The 19,904-nt window shown below is 41.0% G+C and carries 35 protein-coding genes; all 35 read right to left on the bottom strand.

Annotated features, from left to right (window positions below; translation table 11 throughout):
* Window position 1: 1 nt before the first annotated feature.
* Window positions 2–1,753, bottom strand: a complete 1,752-nt coding sequence (locus HMPREF1477_RS08250) for a 2-oxoacid:acceptor oxidoreductase subunit alpha (protein ID WP_005381704.1) — start codon at window positions 1,751–1,753, stop codon at window positions 2–4.
* Between the two features lie 141 nt (window positions 1,754–1,894).
* Window positions 1,895–2,680 (bottom strand): tRNA pseudouridine(38-40) synthase TruA, encoded by a 786-nt coding sequence (gene truA, locus HMPREF1477_RS08245; RefSeq protein WP_016476505.1) that lies wholly within the window; start codon window positions 2,678–2,680, stop codon window positions 1,895–1,897.
* Window positions 2,680–3,480: an energy-coupling factor transporter transmembrane protein EcfT gene (locus HMPREF1477_RS08240; RefSeq protein WP_005376984.1), complete on the bottom strand. Its 801-nt coding sequence runs from the start codon at window positions 3,478–3,480 to the stop codon at window positions 2,680–2,682. The genes truA and HMPREF1477_RS08240 overlap by 1 nt, the downstream gene beginning before the upstream one ends.
* Window positions 3,470–4,330, bottom strand: coding sequence for an energy-coupling factor transporter ATPase (locus tag HMPREF1477_RS08235; RefSeq protein WP_005376981.1), 861 nt, complete (start codon window positions 4,328–4,330; stop codon window positions 3,470–3,472). The genes HMPREF1477_RS08240 and HMPREF1477_RS08235 overlap by 11 nt, the downstream gene beginning before the upstream one ends.
* On the bottom strand, window positions 4,330–5,193 hold the full coding sequence (locus HMPREF1477_RS08230; protein ID WP_005381708.1) for an energy-coupling factor transporter ATPase: 864 nt from the start codon (window positions 5,191–5,193) through the stop codon (window positions 4,330–4,332). The genes HMPREF1477_RS08235 and HMPREF1477_RS08230 overlap by 1 nt, the downstream gene beginning before the upstream one ends.
* Before the next feature lie 174 nt (window positions 5,194–5,367).
* Window positions 5,368–5,703 carry a 50S ribosomal protein L17 gene (gene rplQ, locus HMPREF1477_RS08225; RefSeq protein WP_005377090.1) on the bottom strand — a complete coding sequence of 112 codons (336 nt, stop codon included), beginning with the start codon at window positions 5,701–5,703 and terminating at the stop codon, window positions 5,368–5,370.
* Window positions 5,704–5,715: 12 nt separating this feature from the next.
* A complete protein-coding gene (locus tag HMPREF1477_RS08220; protein ID WP_005381705.1) occupies window positions 5,716–6,714 on the bottom strand; it encodes a DNA-directed RNA polymerase subunit alpha in 999 nt (332 codons plus the stop codon).
* Window positions 6,715–6,787: 73 nt separating this feature from the next.
* Window positions 6,788–7,177, bottom strand: coding sequence for a 30S ribosomal protein S11 (gene rpsK / locus HMPREF1477_RS08215; RefSeq protein WP_004695151.1), 390 nt, complete (start codon window positions 7,175–7,177; stop codon window positions 6,788–6,790).
* A gap of 19 nt (window positions 7,178–7,196) precedes the next feature.
* Entirely contained in the window at window positions 7,197–7,565 is a 369-nt protein-coding gene (gene rpsM, locus HMPREF1477_RS08210) for a 30S ribosomal protein S13 (protein WP_005377185.1), read from the bottom strand.
* 23 nt (window positions 7,566–7,588) lie between these two features.
* Window positions 7,589–7,702: a 50S ribosomal protein L36 gene (rpmJ, locus tag HMPREF1477_RS08205; RefSeq protein ID WP_004695148.1), complete on the bottom strand. Its 114-nt coding sequence runs from the start codon at window positions 7,700–7,702 to the stop codon at window positions 7,589–7,591.
* Between the two features lie 26 nt (window positions 7,703–7,728).
* Window positions 7,729–7,947, bottom strand: coding sequence for a translation initiation factor IF-1 (gene infA / locus HMPREF1477_RS08200; protein WP_005377071.1), 219 nt, complete (start codon window positions 7,945–7,947; stop codon window positions 7,729–7,731).
* 22 nt (window positions 7,948–7,969) lie between these two features.
* Entirely contained in the window at window positions 7,970–8,740 is a 771-nt protein-coding gene (gene map, locus HMPREF1477_RS08195) for a type I methionyl aminopeptidase (protein WP_005377194.1), read from the bottom strand.
* A gap of 3 nt (window positions 8,741–8,743) precedes the next feature.
* Window positions 8,744–9,307, bottom strand: a complete 564-nt coding sequence (locus HMPREF1477_RS08190) for an adenylate kinase (protein WP_004695145.1) — start codon at window positions 9,305–9,307, stop codon at window positions 8,744–8,746.
* A gap of 12 nt (window positions 9,308–9,319) precedes the next feature.
* Window positions 9,320–10,582 (bottom strand): preprotein translocase subunit SecY, encoded by a 1,263-nt coding sequence (secY, locus tag HMPREF1477_RS08185; RefSeq protein WP_005377189.1) that lies wholly within the window; start codon window positions 10,580–10,582, stop codon window positions 9,320–9,322.
* A gap of 1 nt (window position 10,583) precedes the next feature.
* Window positions 10,584–11,027, bottom strand: coding sequence for a 50S ribosomal protein L15 (rplO, locus tag HMPREF1477_RS08180; protein WP_005381674.1), 444 nt, complete (start codon window positions 11,025–11,027; stop codon window positions 10,584–10,586).
* 22 nt (window positions 11,028–11,049) lie between these two features.
* Entirely contained in the window at window positions 11,050–11,229 is a 180-nt protein-coding gene (gene rpmD, locus HMPREF1477_RS08175) for a 50S ribosomal protein L30 (RefSeq protein WP_005377126.1), read from the bottom strand.
* 14 nt (window positions 11,230–11,243) lie between these two features.
* A complete protein-coding gene (rpsE, locus tag HMPREF1477_RS08170) occupies window positions 11,244–11,747 on the bottom strand; it encodes a 30S ribosomal protein S5 (protein ID WP_005377091.1) in 504 nt (167 codons plus the stop codon).
* 18 nt (window positions 11,748–11,765) lie between these two features.
* A complete protein-coding gene (rplR, locus tag HMPREF1477_RS08165; RefSeq protein WP_005382771.1) occupies window positions 11,766–12,146 on the bottom strand; it encodes a 50S ribosomal protein L18 in 381 nt (126 codons plus the stop codon).
* 17 nt (window positions 12,147–12,163) lie between these two features.
* A complete protein-coding gene (rplF, locus tag HMPREF1477_RS08160) occupies window positions 12,164–12,709 on the bottom strand; it encodes a 50S ribosomal protein L6 (RefSeq protein ID WP_005377036.1) in 546 nt (181 codons plus the stop codon).
* Window positions 12,710–12,733: 24 nt separating this feature from the next.
* On the bottom strand, window positions 12,734–13,120 hold the full coding sequence (gene rpsH / locus HMPREF1477_RS08155; protein ID WP_005377044.1) for a 30S ribosomal protein S8: 387 nt from the start codon (window positions 13,118–13,120) through the stop codon (window positions 12,734–12,736).
* A 27-nt stretch (window positions 13,121–13,147) separates the two neighbouring features.
* A complete protein-coding gene (gene rpsN / locus HMPREF1477_RS08150) occupies window positions 13,148–13,417 on the bottom strand; it encodes a 30S ribosomal protein S14 (protein ID WP_005377140.1) in 270 nt (89 codons plus the stop codon).
* A 16-nt stretch (window positions 13,418–13,433) separates the two neighbouring features.
* Complete coding sequence (gene rplE / locus HMPREF1477_RS08145; RefSeq protein ID WP_009661886.1) at window positions 13,434–13,973, bottom strand: 50S ribosomal protein L5; 540 nt, start codon at window positions 13,971–13,973, stop codon at window positions 13,434–13,436.
* Window positions 13,974–13,996: 23 nt separating this feature from the next.
* The gene (rplX, locus tag HMPREF1477_RS08140) at window positions 13,997–14,317 is read right to left on the bottom strand and encodes a 50S ribosomal protein L24 (RefSeq protein ID WP_004695118.1); all 321 of its coding nucleotides are present in this window, start codon (window positions 14,315–14,317) and stop codon (window positions 13,997–13,999) included.
* A gap of 18 nt (window positions 14,318–14,335) precedes the next feature.
* Window positions 14,336–14,704: a 50S ribosomal protein L14 gene (rplN, locus tag HMPREF1477_RS08135; RefSeq protein ID WP_005376994.1), complete on the bottom strand. Its 369-nt coding sequence runs from the start codon at window positions 14,702–14,704 to the stop codon at window positions 14,336–14,338.
* Between the two features lie 24 nt (window positions 14,705–14,728).
* Window positions 14,729–14,989, bottom strand: a complete 261-nt coding sequence (gene rpsQ, locus HMPREF1477_RS08130) for a 30S ribosomal protein S17 (RefSeq protein WP_016476504.1) — start codon at window positions 14,987–14,989, stop codon at window positions 14,729–14,731.
* A gap of 39 nt (window positions 14,990–15,028) precedes the next feature.
* Window positions 15,029–15,232: a 50S ribosomal protein L29 gene (gene rpmC / locus HMPREF1477_RS08125; protein WP_004695115.1), complete on the bottom strand. Its 204-nt coding sequence runs from the start codon at window positions 15,230–15,232 to the stop codon at window positions 15,029–15,031.
* Window positions 15,222–15,659 (bottom strand): 50S ribosomal protein L16, encoded by a 438-nt coding sequence (rplP, locus tag HMPREF1477_RS08120; RefSeq protein ID WP_005377168.1) that lies wholly within the window; start codon window positions 15,657–15,659, stop codon window positions 15,222–15,224. Before rplP ends, rpmC begins: the two co-directional genes overlap by 11 nt.
* Complete coding sequence (gene rpsC, locus HMPREF1477_RS08115) at window positions 15,659–16,324, bottom strand: 30S ribosomal protein S3 (protein WP_005377155.1); 666 nt, start codon at window positions 16,322–16,324, stop codon at window positions 15,659–15,661. The genes rplP and rpsC overlap by 1 nt, the downstream gene beginning before the upstream one ends.
* Before the next feature lie 16 nt (window positions 16,325–16,340).
* Complete coding sequence (gene rplV, locus HMPREF1477_RS08110) at window positions 16,341–16,676, bottom strand: 50S ribosomal protein L22 (protein WP_004695112.1); 336 nt, start codon at window positions 16,674–16,676, stop codon at window positions 16,341–16,343.
* Between the two features lie 12 nt (window positions 16,677–16,688).
* Window positions 16,689–16,970 (bottom strand): 30S ribosomal protein S19, encoded by a 282-nt coding sequence (gene rpsS / locus HMPREF1477_RS08105; RefSeq protein ID WP_005377144.1) that lies wholly within the window; start codon window positions 16,968–16,970, stop codon window positions 16,689–16,691.
* Between the two features lie 23 nt (window positions 16,971–16,993).
* Entirely contained in the window at window positions 16,994–17,824 is an 831-nt protein-coding gene (gene rplB / locus HMPREF1477_RS08100) for a 50S ribosomal protein L2 (RefSeq protein WP_005377128.1), read from the bottom strand.
* 26 nt (window positions 17,825–17,850) lie between these two features.
* A complete protein-coding gene (rplW, locus tag HMPREF1477_RS08095) occupies window positions 17,851–18,135 on the bottom strand; it encodes a 50S ribosomal protein L23 (RefSeq protein ID WP_005376990.1) in 285 nt (94 codons plus the stop codon).
* Complete coding sequence (gene rplD, locus HMPREF1477_RS08090) at window positions 18,135–18,758, bottom strand: 50S ribosomal protein L4 (RefSeq protein ID WP_005377066.1); 624 nt, start codon at window positions 18,756–18,758, stop codon at window positions 18,135–18,137. Before rplD ends, rplW begins: the two co-directional genes overlap by 1 nt.
* Window positions 18,759–18,784: 26 nt before the next feature.
* Window positions 18,785–19,426: a 50S ribosomal protein L3 gene (gene rplC, locus HMPREF1477_RS08085; protein WP_005377130.1), complete on the bottom strand. Its 642-nt coding sequence runs from the start codon at window positions 19,424–19,426 to the stop codon at window positions 18,785–18,787.
* A gap of 12 nt (window positions 19,427–19,438) precedes the next feature.
* On the bottom strand, window positions 19,439–19,750 hold the full coding sequence (rpsJ, locus tag HMPREF1477_RS08080) for a 30S ribosomal protein S10 (protein ID WP_004695100.1): 312 nt from the start codon (window positions 19,748–19,750) through the stop codon (window positions 19,439–19,441).
* Between the last annotated feature and the right edge of the window lie 154 nt (window positions 19,751–19,904).

Genomic DNA, 19,904 nt, shown 5'->3' with positions numbered 1-19,904 from the left:
ATTATAGGACCTCCTTAATTGCATTTTTCACATATGATTTTGTGAATGGATTACCATCATATTTCAAGCAGCTAGAAATTTTGGATTTCTTATGCATGTTGATTTTGAATAGGTTAGTCAATTGACCTGTTGCATTATGTTCTACAATAACAACTTTTTTAGCTGCATCCATGAATGGTTGCAATTGTTTTGCAGGGAATGGTTTAATCAAACGAAGTTGTAAATGGTTAACTTTAACGCCTTCTTGATCGAATTCAGCAACTGCTTCTTCGATAGCACCACGGCTAGAAGCCATACCTACAACGAGTACATCAGCTTCATCGTATTTTGCATTGTTCAAGAATGGTTCATAGTTATCAGCTACAGTTTCCAATTTGCGGAAACGTTTATCAGTTTGCGCTACATGCATTGTAGGCGCTTCTGCTGGTTTACCTTCTTCATTATGTTCTAGACCTGTAGAAAGGAATAGACCATTTTTCATGCCAGGAATCGTACGAGGAGAAATACCATCTTCTGTCAATTCAAAGCGTTTGAAGTAGTTAGGTTGTTCCAATTCAGGAAGGTCAGCTTCCTTCATCATTTTACCGCGATTAATAGGTACACGGTTCAAGTCGAATGTAGGAACGGATTGTTTATTCAAACCTTGTTGTAAGTCCGGCATAAAGATAACTGGGCATTGATACATTTCTGCCAAGTTGAAAGCTTTTTGAATTTCGTAGAAACATTCTTCGATGGATGTTGGAGAAATAACGATACCTGCATAATCGCCATGAGCGTTGTAGCAAGCCGCATCAATATCAGATTGTTCTACCTTTGTAGCCATACCTGTGGATGGGCCGGAACGTTGTACGTCGATAACAACCATAGGAAGTTCTGCCATGGATGCCATAGACAAGGATTCTGCCATCAAGGATAGACCAGGACCAGAAGTACAAGTGAAACCACGAACACCTGCATATACACCGCCCATAGCAGTCATACAAGCTGCAATTTCATCTTCTGTTTGAACGATAGTAGCACCTAATTTATCCATGTTTTTAATCATGTATTCCATTACTTCAGATGCTGGAGTAATAGGATAGGATGCCATGAAACGGGAACCTGCTGCAATAGCACCAAGAGCACATGCTTCATTACCTAATAAGAACATTTGATCTTTCTTACCAGGAGCTGGTAATGTATCGATTTCTACATCACCTAATTTTTCCATTACAAGGCTATGACCATCATCAAAAGCTGCCAAGTTTTTATCCACGATTTCTTGGGATTTTTTCGCAAATTTTGCAGCGATTGCATCTTTAAACATCTTAGTGTCGAAACCAAGAAGCGCTACGGACATACCAAGTGCTACGATATTACGCATCAACAAGGAACCTTGTTTCATTGCCGTTTCAGAGATCGGCAAGGATAAGCAGTTAACTTTGGAACCTTCAAATTTAGAAAAATCTGGTTTCACTTTACTATCGCAGATGATATAACCACCATCACGCACTTCAACACCATGCATATCAACAGTTTCTTGGTCAAGAGCCAACAAGAAGTCTACGCCTTCACCAATGGACATAACTTGTTCTAATGCAACGCGCAATGCGAAGGTAGTATGACCACCTTTGATACGGGATGCAAACAAACGTTGACTGTATAGAGAATATCCTTCTTTTGCAAGGATTGTAGCCATGATTTCGCCACAGCTCTCGATACCTTCACCTTGTTGTCCACCCATTTTCCAGATAAAATCTTTACGTTTTTGCAAGAGATTCACCCTCCTTAGGATATAATTACAATGCTGACAAGAGTCTACCCTATGTATATTAATTACAGCTAAGTAATAAACCTGTCTCATAGTGCAATTGTAACATGTATAGTAGACGTTTTACAATGTAACATTTCATAATTATTCTTCTTTAATACGTTCTATTACCGCATGTAATCTATCAGTAGTAAAAAAAATTTCCTCTAATACTAGACCTTGAGCCGGTGCTGTTTTTCCAATTCGCTTACGATCCTTTGCGGCTAATAGTTCAGGAATTCGGGCCACTGATTTTCGGCCTAGCCCAATGTCCACTAATAAGCCAGCTATATTTCGAACCATATGATATAAAAATCCATCACCCACAACAGAAATATCGATACGACCCGCTTTCTCTTTGATACCGATGGCATAAATGGTTTTTACCGGATCTACGGGTGTTGTATTAGCCCCTTTCAATGTAGAAAAATCATGCGTTCCTTCAAGAGCTTTGCCTGCTTGACGCATGGCTTCAACATCTAGAGGTTTCTTTACATGCCAATGATACCGCTGCCCCATAGGGTCTGCAATTTCACGATTATAAATGGAGTAAATATATTCCTTACCAAAAATGTTATGACGAGGTTTCCAATCTAATGGTATCTCAACAGCCTCTGTTACAACAATATCCTTTGGCAAATGGGCAATCGTCGCCCGTGGAATATTCTCTACCGGTATGGATCCCGATGTTTGAAATGCACAGACTTGAAAGCGTGCATGTACACCCGCATCGGTACGCGATGCACCATAAATTTGGATTGGTTCAGCACAAATAATAGATAATGCCTTTTCCAAAGCCCCTTGAACAGTAATCCCCTTATCAGCAGGTTGTTTCTGATAACCCGCTAAATCAGTACCATCATAGGCCACAATTAATCGTATATTCCGCATTATCCTAACCACCATAGGATTAATAAGATAGCCGTTACAATAAACACGGCTCCCAAGCCTACATAATCAACCCATGTAATGCTGAGTTCTTTCATACGCGTACGATTAACACCGCCGCGATAGCAACGTGCTTCCATAGCGATAGCCAATTCATCAGCACGGCGGAATGCACTAATAAATAATGGCACTAAGAGAGGTACCATATTTTTAGCTCGCTGAATAATCGAACCTGTTACAAAATCAGCACCACGAGCCGATTGGGCTTTCATAATACGATCCGTTTCATCAAGCAAGGTAGGAATAAAACGCAATGCAATGGTCATCATCATCGCTAGTTCATGAGCTGGCACACCGATGCGGCGGAATGGGTTTAGTAAATGTTCAATGCCATCTGTCAGCCGTATAGGTGATGTCGTATAGGTTAGCAATGACGAGAATAAGATTAAGAATACTAATCGTGCCGCCATTTGCAAGCCCATAGCCAGTCCATTATCCGTAATATTAATGATGCCATAGGAGATGATGCTATTACCAGGAGTTGTAAAAATATGAATCCCCATTGTGAATACAATGATAATCCATAATGGTTTTATCGCATTCCACATCAAACGTAATGGCAGACGAGATAATAACATAGCACCAATGGTGAAAGCCGCCACAATGCCATATGCCAATGGTGTGTTCGCCAAGAATATGGCAACAACGAAAATAGTAGTGCCTATAATTTTTGCCCGTGGGTCCATGCGATGTAATAACGAGTTACCAGGGAAGAATTGGCCAATTGTAATATTATTTAACATGTTGACCTCCTTCTAGAATAGCTTGTACAGCATCATCTACGGTTAATACTTCGTTTGATACATCAAGTCCTCGGTTCCGCAATGATTCGATCAATACGGACACAGGTGGCACATCTACGCCAACCTGTTGTAATACATGGCGATGATGATTAAAGATATCTAACGGTTTACCATCCAGTACAATCTGACCCTTATCTAATACAATGAGACGATTCGCCATGCGTGAAATATCTTCCATATTATGAGATACGAGGATGACTGTTACATCCTTTTCCTTATGTAGTTTAATAATTTCATCAAAGATTTCTTCACGCCCAAATGGATCAAGGCCTGCAGAAGGTTCATCGAGTACAAGAAAATCCGGTTCCATCGCCACTACACCAGCTATGGCAACGCGGCGCATTTGACCGCCAGATAAATGAAACGGAGAACGTTCAGCATAGGTATCATAATCCAGACCTACAAAGGCCATAGCTTCACGCACTCGACGGTCTACCTCTTCTGCATCAAGGCCTAAGTTTTTTGGCCCAAATGCAATGTCTTCAGCAATCGTTTCCTCGAAAAGTTGATGTTCAGGATATTGGAATACCATGCCTACCTTATGACGCATGTGTTTTGCTTCATCAGTTTTTTCACTTACGTCCACACCATTGACCGTCACTTTACCAGTCGTTGGATGCAATAAACCGTTGAGATGTTGCACAAATGTGGATTTACCCGATCCAGTATGTCCAATAATGCCAAGAAATTCACCATTTTCAATGGTCACCGAGATGCCCTTCAACGCTGTTTTCTCAAAAGGAGTACCCACACCATAGGTATAGGTAATATTATCTAATACAATAGCCATCAGTGTGCCTCCTTCGCATAGTACGTCGTTAATGCATCACCAAGTTCATCATTAGTAATGATATCATTAGGGATATCTACGCCCTTTTGAATGAGTTTCGATGCAACCTCAGCTGCAACAGGTACATCTAAGCCTAAATCTTTTAGCGTATCCACTTGAGTAAAGATTTCACGCGGTGTTCCCTCTTGTAATTTAACGCCATTTTTCATAACCACAACACGGTCTGCGGTTACCGCTTCCTCCATAAAATGGGTAATGATTACAATGGTAATACCTTCTTCTTTATTGAGTCTATGAATTGTTTCAAGAACCTCTAAACGCCCTTTTGGATCCAACATAGCAGTAGGTTCATCTAGTACGATACAATCTGGTTTCATAGCAAGTACACCAGCAATGGCAATCCGTTGCTTTTGACCTCCAGATAATAAATGCGGACCATGTTCCGCATATTCGGTCATGTTTACTGCAGCCAAAGCGTCATCAACACGTTTACGAATTTCAGCACTAGGTACGCCCAAATTTTCTGGACCAAATGCTACATCCTCTTCTACCACAGCTGCTACGATTTGATTATCTGGATTTTGGAATACCATGCCTACATGTTGGCGAATATTCCAGATATGTTCATCATTTAATGTGTCAAAACCACATACGGTAACATTTCCCGCTGTAGGTTGCAATAACACATTAAAATGCTTAGCCAATGTACTTTTACCACTGCCGTTAGTACCTATAATAGCCACAAATTCGCCACGCCGTATGGTAAGACTCACATCATCTAGGGCACGCACGTCATTACCATTTTCATCAACATATAAATGGCTTAAATGATTGACCTCAATCATTGTTTCGTTTGATTTCATGAATAGCCTCGTATCTTTCTAGTCAATTTCGTTTTATGTGAAAGTTAACAATGAATCTTCCATCACTACGATAACTGCTACTATATAACGATATTTGTACTAGTCGATTGTACCATAAAATTGACAATAAAAAAACGGTGTTGCAACCGAAGTTACAACACCGTATGAGTTTGATTAAACTAACTCGATAATAGCGCAAGGTGCAGCGTCACCTTTGCGAAGACCAGTTTTGATTACACGAGTGTAACCACCTTGACGGTCTGCATATTTTGGAGCAATTGTATCAAACAATTTTTTTACTACGCTTTCATCCATGAGGTATGCAAGAACTTGGCGACGTGCATGAAGATCACCACGTTTAGCCAAAGTTACCATTTGATCAGCCAAAGAGCGAAGTTCTTTCGCTTTAGCTTCAGTAGTTTCGATACGCTCATATTGGAAGAAAGATGTTAACATGCTACGGAACAACGCTTTACGAGCGGAGCTATCACGGCCTAATTTTCTGTACATTCGTCTTCCTCCTTATTCGCCTTTTTGCTTAAGATTAAATCCACCTGGGTGGTTGCTGAGTTTTTCAGCGATTTCGTCGATAGATTTTTTACCTAAGTTGCGAACTTTTCCTAAGTCATCAATGGTTTTGTCTAGCAAATCTGCAATTGTGTTGATACCAGCACGTTTCAAGCAGTTGTACGCGCGAACAGAGAGTTCCAATTCATCGATGGAAATCTTAGCTGGGCCATCATCTTCTTGAACATCTTGAGGAGTAGGATCAACTACATCACCTTCAAGATTTTGATCGTCTAATTCAACAACACTTGTAGAGTGCGCTAATTTAGTGAAGTTCCCTAAATAACCAATCATAATGGCAGCAGATTTTGCCACTGCATCAGCAGCGGTAATGGAACCATCAGTCCAAACTTCTAATGTAAGTTTGTCGAAGTCCATTTCATTACCTACGCGAACATCACTCACTTCGTATTTAGCACGAAGAATTGGGGAGAAGATGGAATCAATTGGAATGCAACCGATAACATCTGTATCCTTTTTATTCTTAGTAGAAGGAACATAGCCCTTACCACGTTCGATTACTACGTCCATTACTAAATGAGCTGTTTCATCCATTGTCGCAATCACGAGCTCTGGATTCAATACTTCTACTTCTGGTGGAAATTGTTCAGCCAAATCAGCAGCTGTTAATACACCATCCTTTTGGAAATCAAAGTGAACTTCCAATGGCCATTCTGCATCTTCTTCAAGCTTAATGCACAATTGCTTTAAGTTAAGGATGATATCCGTAACATCTTCGCGGATACCAGGAATAGTAGAGAATTCATGAAGAACCCCATCAATTTTGATAGAGGTGATAGCTGCCCCATCCAAGGATGAAAGCAAAATTCTGCGCAAGCTATTACCGAGAGTGATACCATAGCCGCGATCTAATGGTTCGCATACGAATTTACCATAGCGACCGCCTTCGGCGATGTCCACTTTCTCGATTTTAAGTTTCTTTTCTTCGCTCATCAGGAACATCCTCCTATATAACACACGTTCTTAGTTTAATTATAGCACGGCCGTCAAAACGGCCGTCTATATATTATACACGACGGCGTTTTGGAGGGCGACAACCATTGTGAGGAATTGGAGTTACGTCTTTAATGGAAGTAACTTCAAGACCTGCAGCTTGTAAAGCACGGATTGCAGCTTCACGGCCGGATCCAGGACCTTTTACAAATACTTCAACAGTGCGAAGACCATGTTCCATTGCAGCTTTAGCAGCTTGTTCAGCAGCCATTTGAGCAGCGAATGGAGTGGATTTACGGGAACCACGGAAGCCCAAGCCACCAGCGGAAGCCCAAGACAACGCATTACCGTTTGTATCTGTCAAAGTTACGATAGTGTTATTGAATGTAGAACGAATATGAGCCGCACCGGATTCAATATGTTTCTTTTCTTTTCTTTTTGTTCTAACAACTTTTTTAGCCACGCTTTATCCCTCCTTTATCTTATTTCTTTTTACCAGCAATTGCTTTTCTAGGACCTTTGCGAGTACGTGCATTCGTTTTAGTACGTTGACCACGAAGTGGTAAACCCATACGATGACGTTTGCCTCGATAGGAGTTGATTTCAATCAAGCGTTTAATGTTAAGTGCTTCTTCACGACGAAGGTCACCTTCTACTTTATAATCAGCATCTAACACTTCACGAATTTTCGCTACTTCATCTTCAGAAAGATCGCGAACACGTGTGTCAGGATTAATACCAGTTTTAGCTAGAATTTCGTCTGCTAAAGTAGGACCAATACCATAAATATAAGTTAAACCAATTTCCACTCGTTTATCACGAGGTAAATCTACACCGGCGATACGTGCCATTTAAATCTCCACCTCCTATCAGATTATCCTTGTTTTTGTTTATGTTTTGGATTTTCGCAAATAACCATTACGCGGCCTTTGCGTTTAATGATTTTACATTTTTCGCATATCTTTTTAACTGATGGTTGAACCTTCATTAGTACCTCCTTTGTGGACCCTATGCTTATTTAAAGCGATAGGTGATGCGACCACGATTTAAGTCATATGGTGTCAGTTCCATAGTAACTTTATCACCAGGAAGAATACGGATAAAATTCATACGCATTTTACCTGACACGTGAGCTAATACCACATGACCATTTTCCAATTCTACTTGGAACATAGCATTAGGTAATGCTTCTACTACCGTACCTTCCACCTCAATAACGTCTTCTTTTGACATATTTTTTCCTCCGGTTACCTGTTTATTTAATTAACCGCGGTTCATCACGCATGGTTAATATTTCAGGGCCGTTTTCTGTAACAACCACTGTATGTTCGAAATGAGCAGCTGGTTTACCATCAATGGTAACTGCCGTCCAGTCATCACCCAACACACGAACTTTATAAGAACCTAATGTAATCATTGGTTCAATACACAATACCATACCTGGTTTCATCACAGGACCGTGGTCCGGATTACCATAGTTTGGAATTTGTGGATCTTCATGCATTTCACGGCCTAAACCATGACCAACGAAGTCGCGAACGACACCGTAACCATGTTTCTCACAATACGTTTGAACAGCGTGACCGATGGCACCGATATGGTTGCCAACTTTCACTTGTTCGATTCCCTTGAACAGACTTTCCTCTGTTACTTTTAACAATTTCATCACATCTGGTTTGACATGACCAATTGGAATTGTCACAGCCGAATCGCCGTGATATCCATCAATAGATGCTACAAGATCAATACTGAGGACATCACCGTTTTTAAGCTTACGCTTAGCGCTCGGAATACCATGAACAACTTCTTCATTGATAGAAGCACAGATTGTAGCAGGGAACCCATAGTACCCTTTACAACTTGGTATACCACCGTGGCTGCGAATATATTCTTCGGCAATTGTATCTAACTCAAGCGTCGTGATGCCAGGTTTAGCCTTTTCTACTAACAAGGACAACGTGTCTGCTGTAAGCTTGCTTGCCTTGCGGATACATTCAATTTCATGGGCAGATTTCAAAATAATCATGGATTATTTCTCCAAAGCCTTAATGATGTCAGCAAATACTGCGTCTACATCTTGTAAACCATTAATTTCTTGATACAAACCGCTATTACGATAGTAATCAATTAATGGTTTAGTAGATTCTTCGTACACAGCTAGACGTTTCTGTACTGTTTCAGGGTTATCATCAGCACGATTTTCAAGAACTGCTCGTTCACTAATGCGTTTAACAAGTTCTTCAGAAGGAACATTTAAGTTAAGCACAGCGTCCAAAGAAATTCCTAATTCTTTTAAGATTGCATCCAAGGATACAGCTTGCGCTGTAGTTCTTGGGAATCCATCAAGAATAAATCCAGATTTGCAGTCATCTTTAACCAAGCGATCACGTACGATACCAACAGTTACACTGTCTGGTACCAATTGACCAGCATCGATATATTTCTTAGCCTCAACTCCAAGAGGTGTTTCGTTCTTAATCGCAGCGCGGAACATATCACCTGTTGAAATTTGGGGAATACCGTATTTTTCAATAAGTCGAGCTGCCTGTGTGCCTTTACCAGCACCAGGAGGTCCCATTAATAAAATATACATTCTGTTTCCCTCCTATTTTACAAAGCCCTTATAGTGGCGTGTTACCATAAGTGACTCAATTTGTTGCATTGTATCAAGTGCTACACCTACAACGATCAAGAGAGCTGTACCACCAAAGTATACGCCTTGCACGCCTGTAATCGTACCGAGGAAATTCGGTATGATAGCGACGATAGCTAAGAATACAGCACCAGCCAATGTAATCTTGGTCATCACGTTATCCACATAATCAGCAGTAGGTTTACCCGCACGAATACCAGGGATAAAACCACCGTATTTTTTCATATTATCTGCCATATCTGTAATGTTGATAGAGATTGCAGTATAGAAGTATGTAAAGATAAAAATCAATATTGCATACAATGCCGTTTGTAACGGCGTTCCCCATGTGAATAAATCCGCAATTTTATGAACGAAATCGTTTTCAATAAATTGCGCAATCGTTACAGGGAACATCAACACAGATGACGCAAAGATAATTGGAATTACACCTGCCTGATTGACTTTCAACGGCAAGAATGTAGAGTGACCACCGTACATTTTACGACCAACTACGCGTTTAGCATATTGAATCGGAATACGACGTTGGCCTTGCGTAACTGCTACTACAACAGCAATCATTGCAATTGCAATTACAGCAAATAAGAATGCTTGGAACATGTTAATTGTTCCAGTTTGTATATATTGGTAAATGGTTTGAAGACCATCTGGTAAACGAGCTACGATACCAGCAAAGATAATCAAGGATATACCATTACCAATGCCATATGCTGTGATTTGTTCGCCAATCCACATCAACAAGCATGTGCCTGCTGTTAGGATGATAGCTACAACAAATACACTAAGGATATCATTATTTACGAGAGCGGAATTTGCACGTAATGCAAATGCCATGCCAAAGGCTTGGACAAAACCTAAAACAACCGTACCATAACGAGTTACCTTCGCAATTTTTTTACGGCCCTCTTCACCATCTTTACTCCACGCTTCAAACTGTGGAACTACAGCTTGAAGTAGTTGCATGATGATGGAAGCATTAATGTAAGGTGTAATACTCATTGCAAAGATAGAGAACTTACTTAGCGCACCACCAGCAAACAAGTCTAATAGACCGAATAGGTTACCGGATGTAAACAAAGATTCAATTACAGATGCATCTACACCAGGTACGGGGATGTGAATGCCGGCTCTAAACACGGCAAACATCATCAATGTGTACAAAATCTTATTACGCAACTCGGTAATCTTAAAGATGTTTGAGAGGCTATCTAGCAAACTAGATCACCTCTACTTTTCCGCCTGCTGCTGTGATTTTTTCTTCAGCAGATTTTGTGAAGCCGTTAGCAATAACAGTTAGGTTTTTAGTTTCCAAAGAACCATTACCTAAGATGCGGATGCCATCGCGTACGTTTTTCAAAATACCAGCTTCAATAAGAGCTACTGGATCAACTGTTGCACCGTCTTCAAAACGGTTCAATTGTTCTACGTTAACTTCAGCATATTGTTTAGCAAAAACGTTGTTGAAACCACGTTTTGGTAAACGACGATAAAGAGGCATTTGGCCGCCTTCAAAACCGGAGCGAACGCCACCGCCAGAACGGGAGTTTTGACCTTTTTGACCACGACCAGATGTTTTACCCAAGCCAGAACCTAAACCACGGCCTACACGAGTACGAGTTTTTTTGGAACCAGCTGCTGGTTGTAATTCATGAAGTTTCATTCAGTGCACCTCCTTATCAGTATTAAACTTCTTCAACTTTTACTAAATGTCTAACTTTGTGAAGCATACCTTGAATTTGAGGTGTTACTTCTTTTACGACTTGAGAATTAGTTTTTTTCAAGCCCAAAGCTTTAACTGTCGCGCGTTGATCTTCAGGACGACCGATTAAGCTTCTTGTTAATGTTACTTTAACTTGTGCCATTTCTTGTCTCCTTATTACGCGTTATAGATTTCTTCAACGGATTTACCGCGAAGTTCAGCAACTTCGCTAGCACGTTTCAAATCTTTCAAACCTTCAATTGTAGCACGAACCATATTGTTAGGGTTAGAAGAGCCCAAAGATTTAGTTAAGATGTTACGAACACCAACCAATTCCAATACGGCACGAACAGGGCCACCAGCGATAACGCCAGTACCTTCAGCAGCTGGTTTCAAGAATACGCGGCCTGCGCCGAATACACCTGTTACGCTGTGAGGGATTGTACCATTTTTAACTGCTACGTTTACGATATTTTTCTTAGCATCATCGATACCTTTGCGGATAGCTTCAGGTACTTCCGCAGCTTTACCTAAGCCAACGCCTACATAACCGTTGCCATCACCAACAACTACAAGTGCGCTGAAGGAAAAACGACGACCGCCTTTAACTACTTTGGCTACGCGGTTGATGAATACTACTCTTTCTTTAAGATCAAGACTGGTGTAGTCAATTCTCGCCATGTCTATAGTTCCTCCTTCTTAGAATTTTAAGCCTGCTTCACGAGCACCTTCTGCAAGTGCTGCTACGCGACCATGATAAATGTAACCACCACGGTCAAACACTACAGTGTCAATACCTTTAGCGATAGCTTTTTTAGCAACTGCTTCACCAACAGCTTTAGCAGCAGCAATGTTACCACCATAGGATAAGTTTAAATCTTTATCTAAAGAGCTAGCAGCTACTAATGTTGTACCTGCTACGTCATCGATAACTTGGGCGTAAATGTTGCTCAAGCTGCGATATACGTTCAAACGTGGACAAGTTGCCGTACCAGAAATATGGCGGCGAATACGAAGATGACGTTTTGCTCGAGCGATGTTTCTACTAGATTTACGAGGCAAGATATTCACTCCTTTCATTCATATAGATGATATTACTATTTACCTTTTGCACCAGCTTTACCAGCTTTACGACGAACAACTTCGCCTTCATAGCGGATACCTTTGCCTTTGTAAGGTTCAGGTTTTCTCCATTTACGGATATCAGCTGCTACTGCACCTACAACTTCTTTGTCTGCACCAGACACAACGATTTTGTTAGGAGCTGGAACTTCAATTGTAATACCAGCTGGAGCTTCCATCTCTACCGGATGAGAGAAGCCAAGTGTAAGAGCCAATTTATTGCCTTGTTTAGCCGCTCTGTAACCAACACCGTTGATTTCAAGAGTTTTTGTAAATCCTTCTGCTACGCCTGTTACCATATTAGCAACAAGAGCGCGAGTCAAACCGTGAAGGGCACGATGAGCTTTATCTTCGGAAGGACGAGCTACTGTGATTGTGTTACCTTCTACAGTGATGATCATATCTGGATGCAAATCGCGAGATAATTCACCTTTAGGACCTTTTACGTTCATATGATGGTTATCATATGTAACAGTAACGCCTGCAGGAATCTCGATAGGCATTCTACCGATACGTGACATTATTTCTACCTCCTATTGCTACTATTACCAAACGTATGCGATTACTTCGCCACCAAGACCTTCTTTACGAGCTTGTTTGTCGCTCATAACGCCTTTGGATGTAGAAATAACTGCGATACCCAAACCACCAAGTACACGAGGAAGTTCTTCCTTTTTCGCGTAAACACGTAAACCTGGTTTGGAAATACGTTTAATTCCTGTAATAACTTTTTCGTTATTGGAACCATATTTCAAAGTTACTTTTAAAGTGTTTTCTTCTTTTTCAACGTTCTTTACGAAACCTTCTTGTAAAAGGATTTCAAGAACTGCTGCTTTCATTCTAGATGCAGGAATGTTTACCGTTTCGTGAAGTGCAGCATTTGCATTACGGATGCGCGTAAGCATATCCGCGATAGGATCGGTCATTACCATAATCTAAAAACCTCCTCTCGTCTAATATTACCAGCTGGCTTTTTTAACACCAGGAATTTGTCCTTTGTACGCCAATTCACGGAACGCAATACGGCTGATACCGAATTTACGCATATAGCCGTGAGGACGACCAGTTAAGTTGCAACGATTGTGCAAACGTGTTGGGGATGCATTAGCTGGTAATTTGGACAAGCCTTCATAATCACCTGCTGCTTTAAGCGCCGCACGTTTAGCTGCATATTTTTCAACGATTTTAGCGCGTTTCTTTTCGCGTTCAATCATAGATTTTTTAGCCATCTATATGTTCCTCCTATTATTTTTCAAAAGGCATACCGAATTGAGTCAACAATTCACGAGCTTCTTCATCTGTTTTAGCACTTGTTACTACGATGATATCCATACCAGTAACGCGTTCTACCTGATCATATTCGATTTCAGGGAAGATGAGCTGTTCTTTAAGACCCAAAGCGTAGTTACCACGGCCATCAAATGCAGTTGCGCTGATACCGCGGAAGTCACGTACACGAGGTAATGCCGCATTGATCAATTTATCAAGGAATTCATACATGCGTTCGCCACGAAGAGTAACTTTTGTACCCAACGCCATGCCTTCACGAACTTTAAAGTTCGCAATAGATTTTTTAGCTTTTGTGATTACAGGTTTTTGACCAGCAATAATTGTTAAGTCATTAACTGCAGCTTCTAAAGCTTTTGCATTGCCTACAGCATCGCCAACGCCGATGTTGATAACGATTTTTTCCAATTTAGGAATTTCCATTACGTTGCCGTATTGGAATTTTTCTTGCATACTCTTTCTAATTTCAGAGTTGTATTGTTCAAATAAACGAGACATTTATGTAGCTCCTCCTTTCCTGATTATTTAAGTACTGTACCGGATTTAACAGTTGCACGAACGAATTTACCGTCTTTACCTTCAACTTTTTTGATACGAGTAGCTGTTTTAGTTTCTGGGTCAACAACCATTACGTTAGAAACATGGATACCAGCTTCTTTAGTAACGATGCCGCCTTGTGGGTTAGCTTGAGAAGGTTTTGTGTGACGTTTTACAGTGTTTACGCCTTCAACAAATACGCGTTCTTTTTTAGGTTCAGTAGCAATTACTGTACCTTGCTTACCTTTATCTTTACCGGAGATAACAACAACTGTATCGCCTTTTTTGATTTGTAATTTAGCCATATGCTGCGTTCCTCCTTCTTATAATACTTCTGGAGCTAAGGAAACGATTTTCATGAAGTCTTTTTCACGAAGTTCTCTAGCTACAGGTCCGAAGATACGAGTACCACGAGGGGTTTTATCTTCTTTAATAACTACTGCTGCGTTTTCATCAAAACGGATATAGGAACCGTCTTGACGGCGGATACCTTTTTTAGAACGAACAATAACAGCTTTGACTACGTCGCCTTTCTTGACAACGCCACCGGGTGATGCATCTTTTACAGAAGCAACGATTACGTCACCGATATTGCCGAATTTGCGATAAGAACCGCCCATGACTTGGATGCACATAATACGTTTTGCACCAGTGTTGTCGGCAACATTCAAAATTGTTTGTTGCTGGATCATCGTCTATTCCTCCTTACATCACTCTTATTTTTGTCTTTCAAGAATTTCAACAACTCTCCAACATTTATCTTTAGAAAGTGGACGAGTTTCTACAATTTTAACTGTATCGCCAATGCGGCACTCATTATTTTCATCATGAGCTTTGAAGCGTTTAGTGCTAACCATTGGCTTATTATATAATGCGTGAGGTACTTTACGTTCTACAGCAACAACAACAGTTTTTTCCATTTTGTCGCTAACAACTTTACCTACGCGGACTTTACGTACGTTTCTTTCTTCTGCCACGATTTTAAGCCTCCTTTTCAAACTTTAACAAATCTGTCATTATGCGTTTTCAGATTTAAGTTCAACTTCACGTTGTACAGTTTTAATACGAGCGATTGTCTTCTTAACTTCACGAATGCGCATAGGATTCTCTAATTGACCTGTTGCAAGCTGAAAACGGAGGTTAAATAACTCTTCCTTAAGACCGGAAACTTTTTGTTCCATTTCGGCAGCGCTCATATTGCGAATGTCATTAACCTTCATTTACGTCACCACCCAATTCTTTACCCTTAACAACAAATTTGCATTTGATTGGAAGTTTATGGCTTGCAAGACGCATAGCTTCACGAGCTACAGCTTCTGGCACACCGTCCATTTCAAACATTACACGACCTGGTTTAACTACTGCTACCCAGTATTCAGGAGAACCTTTACCGGAACCCATACGAGTACCAGCTGGTTTAGCTGTGATTGGTTTGTCAGGGAAAATTTTAATCCATACTTGACCGCCACGTTTGATATAACGAGTCATAGCAATACGAGCAGCTTCGATTTGACGGTTTGTGATCCAAGATGGTTCGCATGCTACCAAGCCGAACTCACCATGAGACACTGTATTACCGCGCATAGCACGACCTTTCATACGGCCGCGGAATTGCTTACGATGTTTTACACGCTTTGGAATAAGCATTACTTGCCACCTTCTTCCTTCTTAGCAGGTTGTTTTGCTTCTGGCAAAACTTCACCTTTGTAAATCCATACTTTAATGCCGATACAACCATAAGTTGTATGAGCTTCAGCAGTACCGTAGTCGATATTTGCACGAAGTGTGTGCAATGGAATGGAACCTTCACGGTAGGATTCGCTACGAGCGATTTCAGCGCCACCAAGACGACCGCTAACCATGATTTTGATACCTTTTGCACCTAAGCGCATTGTACGACCAACAGCTTGTTTCATTGCACGGCGGAAACCGATACGACGTTCCAATTGGCCAGCAATATTTTCTGCAACAAGAACTGCATCCATGTCTGCTTGTTTAATTTCTGCAATGTTTACGTCAACTTGTTTATCAGTGAAACGAGTCATTGCTTTTTTGATATCTTCGATACCAGCACCACCACGACCGATAACCATACCTGGTTTTGCAGTGTGGATAGTCAATTTAATACGTTTATTTGTACGCTCGATTTCAATGCGGGAAATACCAGCAATGAAAAGGGTTTCTTTCAAGAAGTTACGAATTTTTACGTCTTCATGAAGATTAGCAGCGAAATCTTTTTCTGCATACCACTTTGCGTCCCAATCTTTTACGATACCGACACGCAAACCGTGTGGATTAACTTTTTGACCCACTCTGTTTCCCTCCTTCTTAAGCTCTTTCTTTAACTACTACTGTTACGTGGCTAGTGCGTTTCAAAATTTTGAAAGCTTGTCCACGGGAACGAGGATGAATACGTTTCAATGTAGGACCTTGATCAACGAAGATCTCGGATACATATAAGTTATCCACATTCATATCAAAATTGTGTTCTGCATTTGCGATTGCGGAACGCATAACTTTTTCGACTACATCAGCGCCAACTTTCGGAGTGAACTTCAAGATGGCAAATGCCTCGCCGATGTTTTTACCGCGCACTAAATCAGCAACGATACGGATTTTACGAGGCGCGATTCGGATATGTCTAGCGATTGCTTTTGCTTCCATTAATTATTCCTCCTATTTTTTGCCTGTAGATTTTTCGTCCTTACCGTGACCTTTGAAAGTACGTGTAGGAGCGAATTCACCTAATTTATGACCTACCATATCTTCTGTAATAAATACAGGTACATGTTTGCGACCATCATGCACAGCAATTGTGTGGCCTACAAAACTAGGGATAATAGTAGAGGCACGGGACCAGGTTTTTACAACTTTCTTTTCGTTAGTTTCGTTTAAAGCATCAACTTTCTTAAGCAAATGATCTGCTACGAAAGGGCCTTTTTTAATAGATCTGGACACTATTTTATCTCCTTTCCTTTATCCTATTTTGTACGACGTTTAATGATTAAGCTGTTAGAAGCTTTTTTCTTGTCGCGAGTTTTAACACCATGTGCTGGTTTGCCCCAAGGTGTAACAGGATGTTTACGACCAACAGGAGATTTACCTTCACCACCACCATGTGGATGGTCACAAGGGTTCATTACAACACCACGGTTACCAGGACGAACGCCCATCCAACGATGACGACCAGCTTTACCAATTACTAGGTTGCTGTGTTCAGCGTTGCCTACAACACCTACAGTTGCACGGCATTCTTGACGTACGCGGCGCATTTCGCCAGATGGTAAACGAAGAATAGCATAGCCATTATCTTTACCCATCAATTGAGCGGATGTACCAGCGGAACGAACGATTTGACCGCCTTTACCGATTTTTAATTCGATGTTGTGGATTTGAGTACCGTCTGGGATATTAGCCAATGGTAAGCAGTTACCAGGTTTAATATCAGATTCAGGACCGGAGAATACAACGTCACCAACTTTTAAGCCGTTAGGAGCTAAAATATAACGTTTTTCACCATCAGCGTAGTTAAGCAAAGCGATACGAGAAGAACGGTTAGGATCATACTCGATTGTTGCTACTTTAGCTGGGATATTATCTTTAGTACGTTTGAAGTCAATGATACGGTATTGACGTTTATGACCGCCACCTTGGTGACGAACTGTCATTTTACCAGTATTATTACGACCACCTTTTTGGGAAATCTTAGCTAACAAAGATTTTTCTGGTTTGCTTGCTGTGATTTCGTCGAAGGCGGATACTGTCATAAACCGGCGACCAGCGGAGTACGGTTTAAATGATTTAATTGCCATTAGTGGGCCTCCTTACAACTAGACTCTTAGACACCTTCAAATAATGTAATGGATTCGCCAGCTTTTAAAGTTACGATAGCTTTTTTGTAATCGCTACGTTTACCTTGTGTACGACCCATGCGTTTAGTTTTGCCTAATACGCGAATAGTAGCTACTTTTTCTACTTTTACATTGAAGATTTTTTCAACAGCTTGACGGATTTGCACTTTATTTGCAGTCAAAGGCACGCGGAACGTGTATTTGTTTTCTTCCATAAGCTTTGTGGATTTTTCGGTAATAACCGGACGGATTAGTACATCATGTAATTGCATTATCCAAGTACCTCCTCAATTTTTGCGACAGCGCCTTTAGTAATGAAGAGCTTATCGTAATGAAGAAGATCGAAAATGTTCATACCTTCGCAAGCCAATGCTTTAACACCTTGGATGTTGCGAGCGGAACGTTCAACATTTACATCACCTTCAGTGATGAACAATACTTTTGCATCGCCAACATTGAAGCTATTGATAATATTCAATACTTCTTTTGTTTTAGGAGCTGCTAATGTGATTTCTTCCAAAACGTATAATTCGCTATTATTTACCTTATCGCTAAGAGCAGATTTAACTGCTAAACGTCTAGCCTTACGAGGCATAGCTTTGTAATAGCTGCGAGGTTGTGGACCAAATGTAGTACCGCCACCAATCCAGATTGGGGAACGGCTGGAACCGGAACGTGCACGACCAGTACCTTTTTGTTTCCAAGGTTTACGGCCACCGCCACGAACCATACCTCTAGTTTTTGTTGCATGTGTGCCGAGACGTTCGTTAGACAATTGACGAACTACGGCTTGATGCATAACGGCTTCGTTTACTTCAACGCCGAATACTGCATCGTTTAACTGTATTTCACCGACTTTAACGCCGGATTGATTATATGTTGCTACTGTAGGCATTACATAATCCTCCTTTCGACAAATGATTATTTAACAGGTTTAACCGTGTTGCGAACCATAACCAAGCTACCTTTAGCGCCTGGGATACCACCTTTAACCAATAAAAGGTTACGTTCAGCATCAACTTTCACAACGGATAAGCGTTGTACGGTAACTCTGTAACCACCCATTTGTCCAGGGAGTTTTTTACCTTTGTATACCTTACCGCCGCCACCGGAGATCATAGGACCGATGGAACCAGGTTCACGGTGAGATTTGGAGCCATGAGTTTCAGGACCACGAGAGAAATTATGGCGTTTAATTGTGCCAGCAAAACCCTTACCTTTACCTGTACCTACTACGTCCACCAATTCACCTTCTGCGAAGATATCAGCTGCCAGAGTTTGGCCTACTGTGTAGTCAGCTGCACTGTCAACGCGAACTTCGCGAAGATATTTAACTGGAGCTACGCCAGCTTTGTCGAACTGACCTTTTACAGGTTTTGTTAAATGTTTTTCTTTAATGGAACCATAACCAATTTGTACTGCTTCATAACCGTCTGTTTCAACAGTCTTAACGCGCACTACAACGCTTGGGGTAGTTTCCACTACTGTTACAGGAACTAATTGGCCTTCAGCTGTGAAGACTTGTGTCATTCCTAATTTTTTACCCAAAATAGCTTTAGACATTATCGCACCTCCTTATAGTTTTATTTCAATAGATACACCAGCTGGTAAATCTAAACGAGTGATAGCATCTACTGTTTTCGAATTTGGTTCAAGAATATCGATCAAGCGTTTATGTGTACGCATTTCGAATTGTTCACGGGAATCTTTGTTAACGTGTACGGAACGAAGAATCGTGAAGATATTCTTTTCTGTTGGCAATGGAATCGGACCAGATACCATAGCGCCATTTCTTTTTGCAGTGTCTACGATCTTAGCAGCGCTTTGATCGAGAGCTTTGTGGTCGTATGCCTTAAGGCGAATACGGATTTTTTGCTGTTTAGCCATTATTAATAATTCCTCCTGTCGTCCATTTCGTGAATGAACTGCTCCATAGAAATTCTCCTCCGCAGAGGCAACCTTCTACTTCATAGTTTGAAAACACAACACGAGAGCGGCAGAACATGCCGCTCTTACATGTCGTGGATATTGTGCCCAACGT

This window comes from Veillonella sp. HPA0037 (genome assembly GCF_000411535.1).
Taxonomy (GTDB): Bacteria; Bacillota; Negativicutes; order Veillonellales; family Veillonellaceae; genus Veillonella; species Veillonella atypica.
This window is presented reverse-complemented; position numbering and strand designations above follow the sequence as displayed.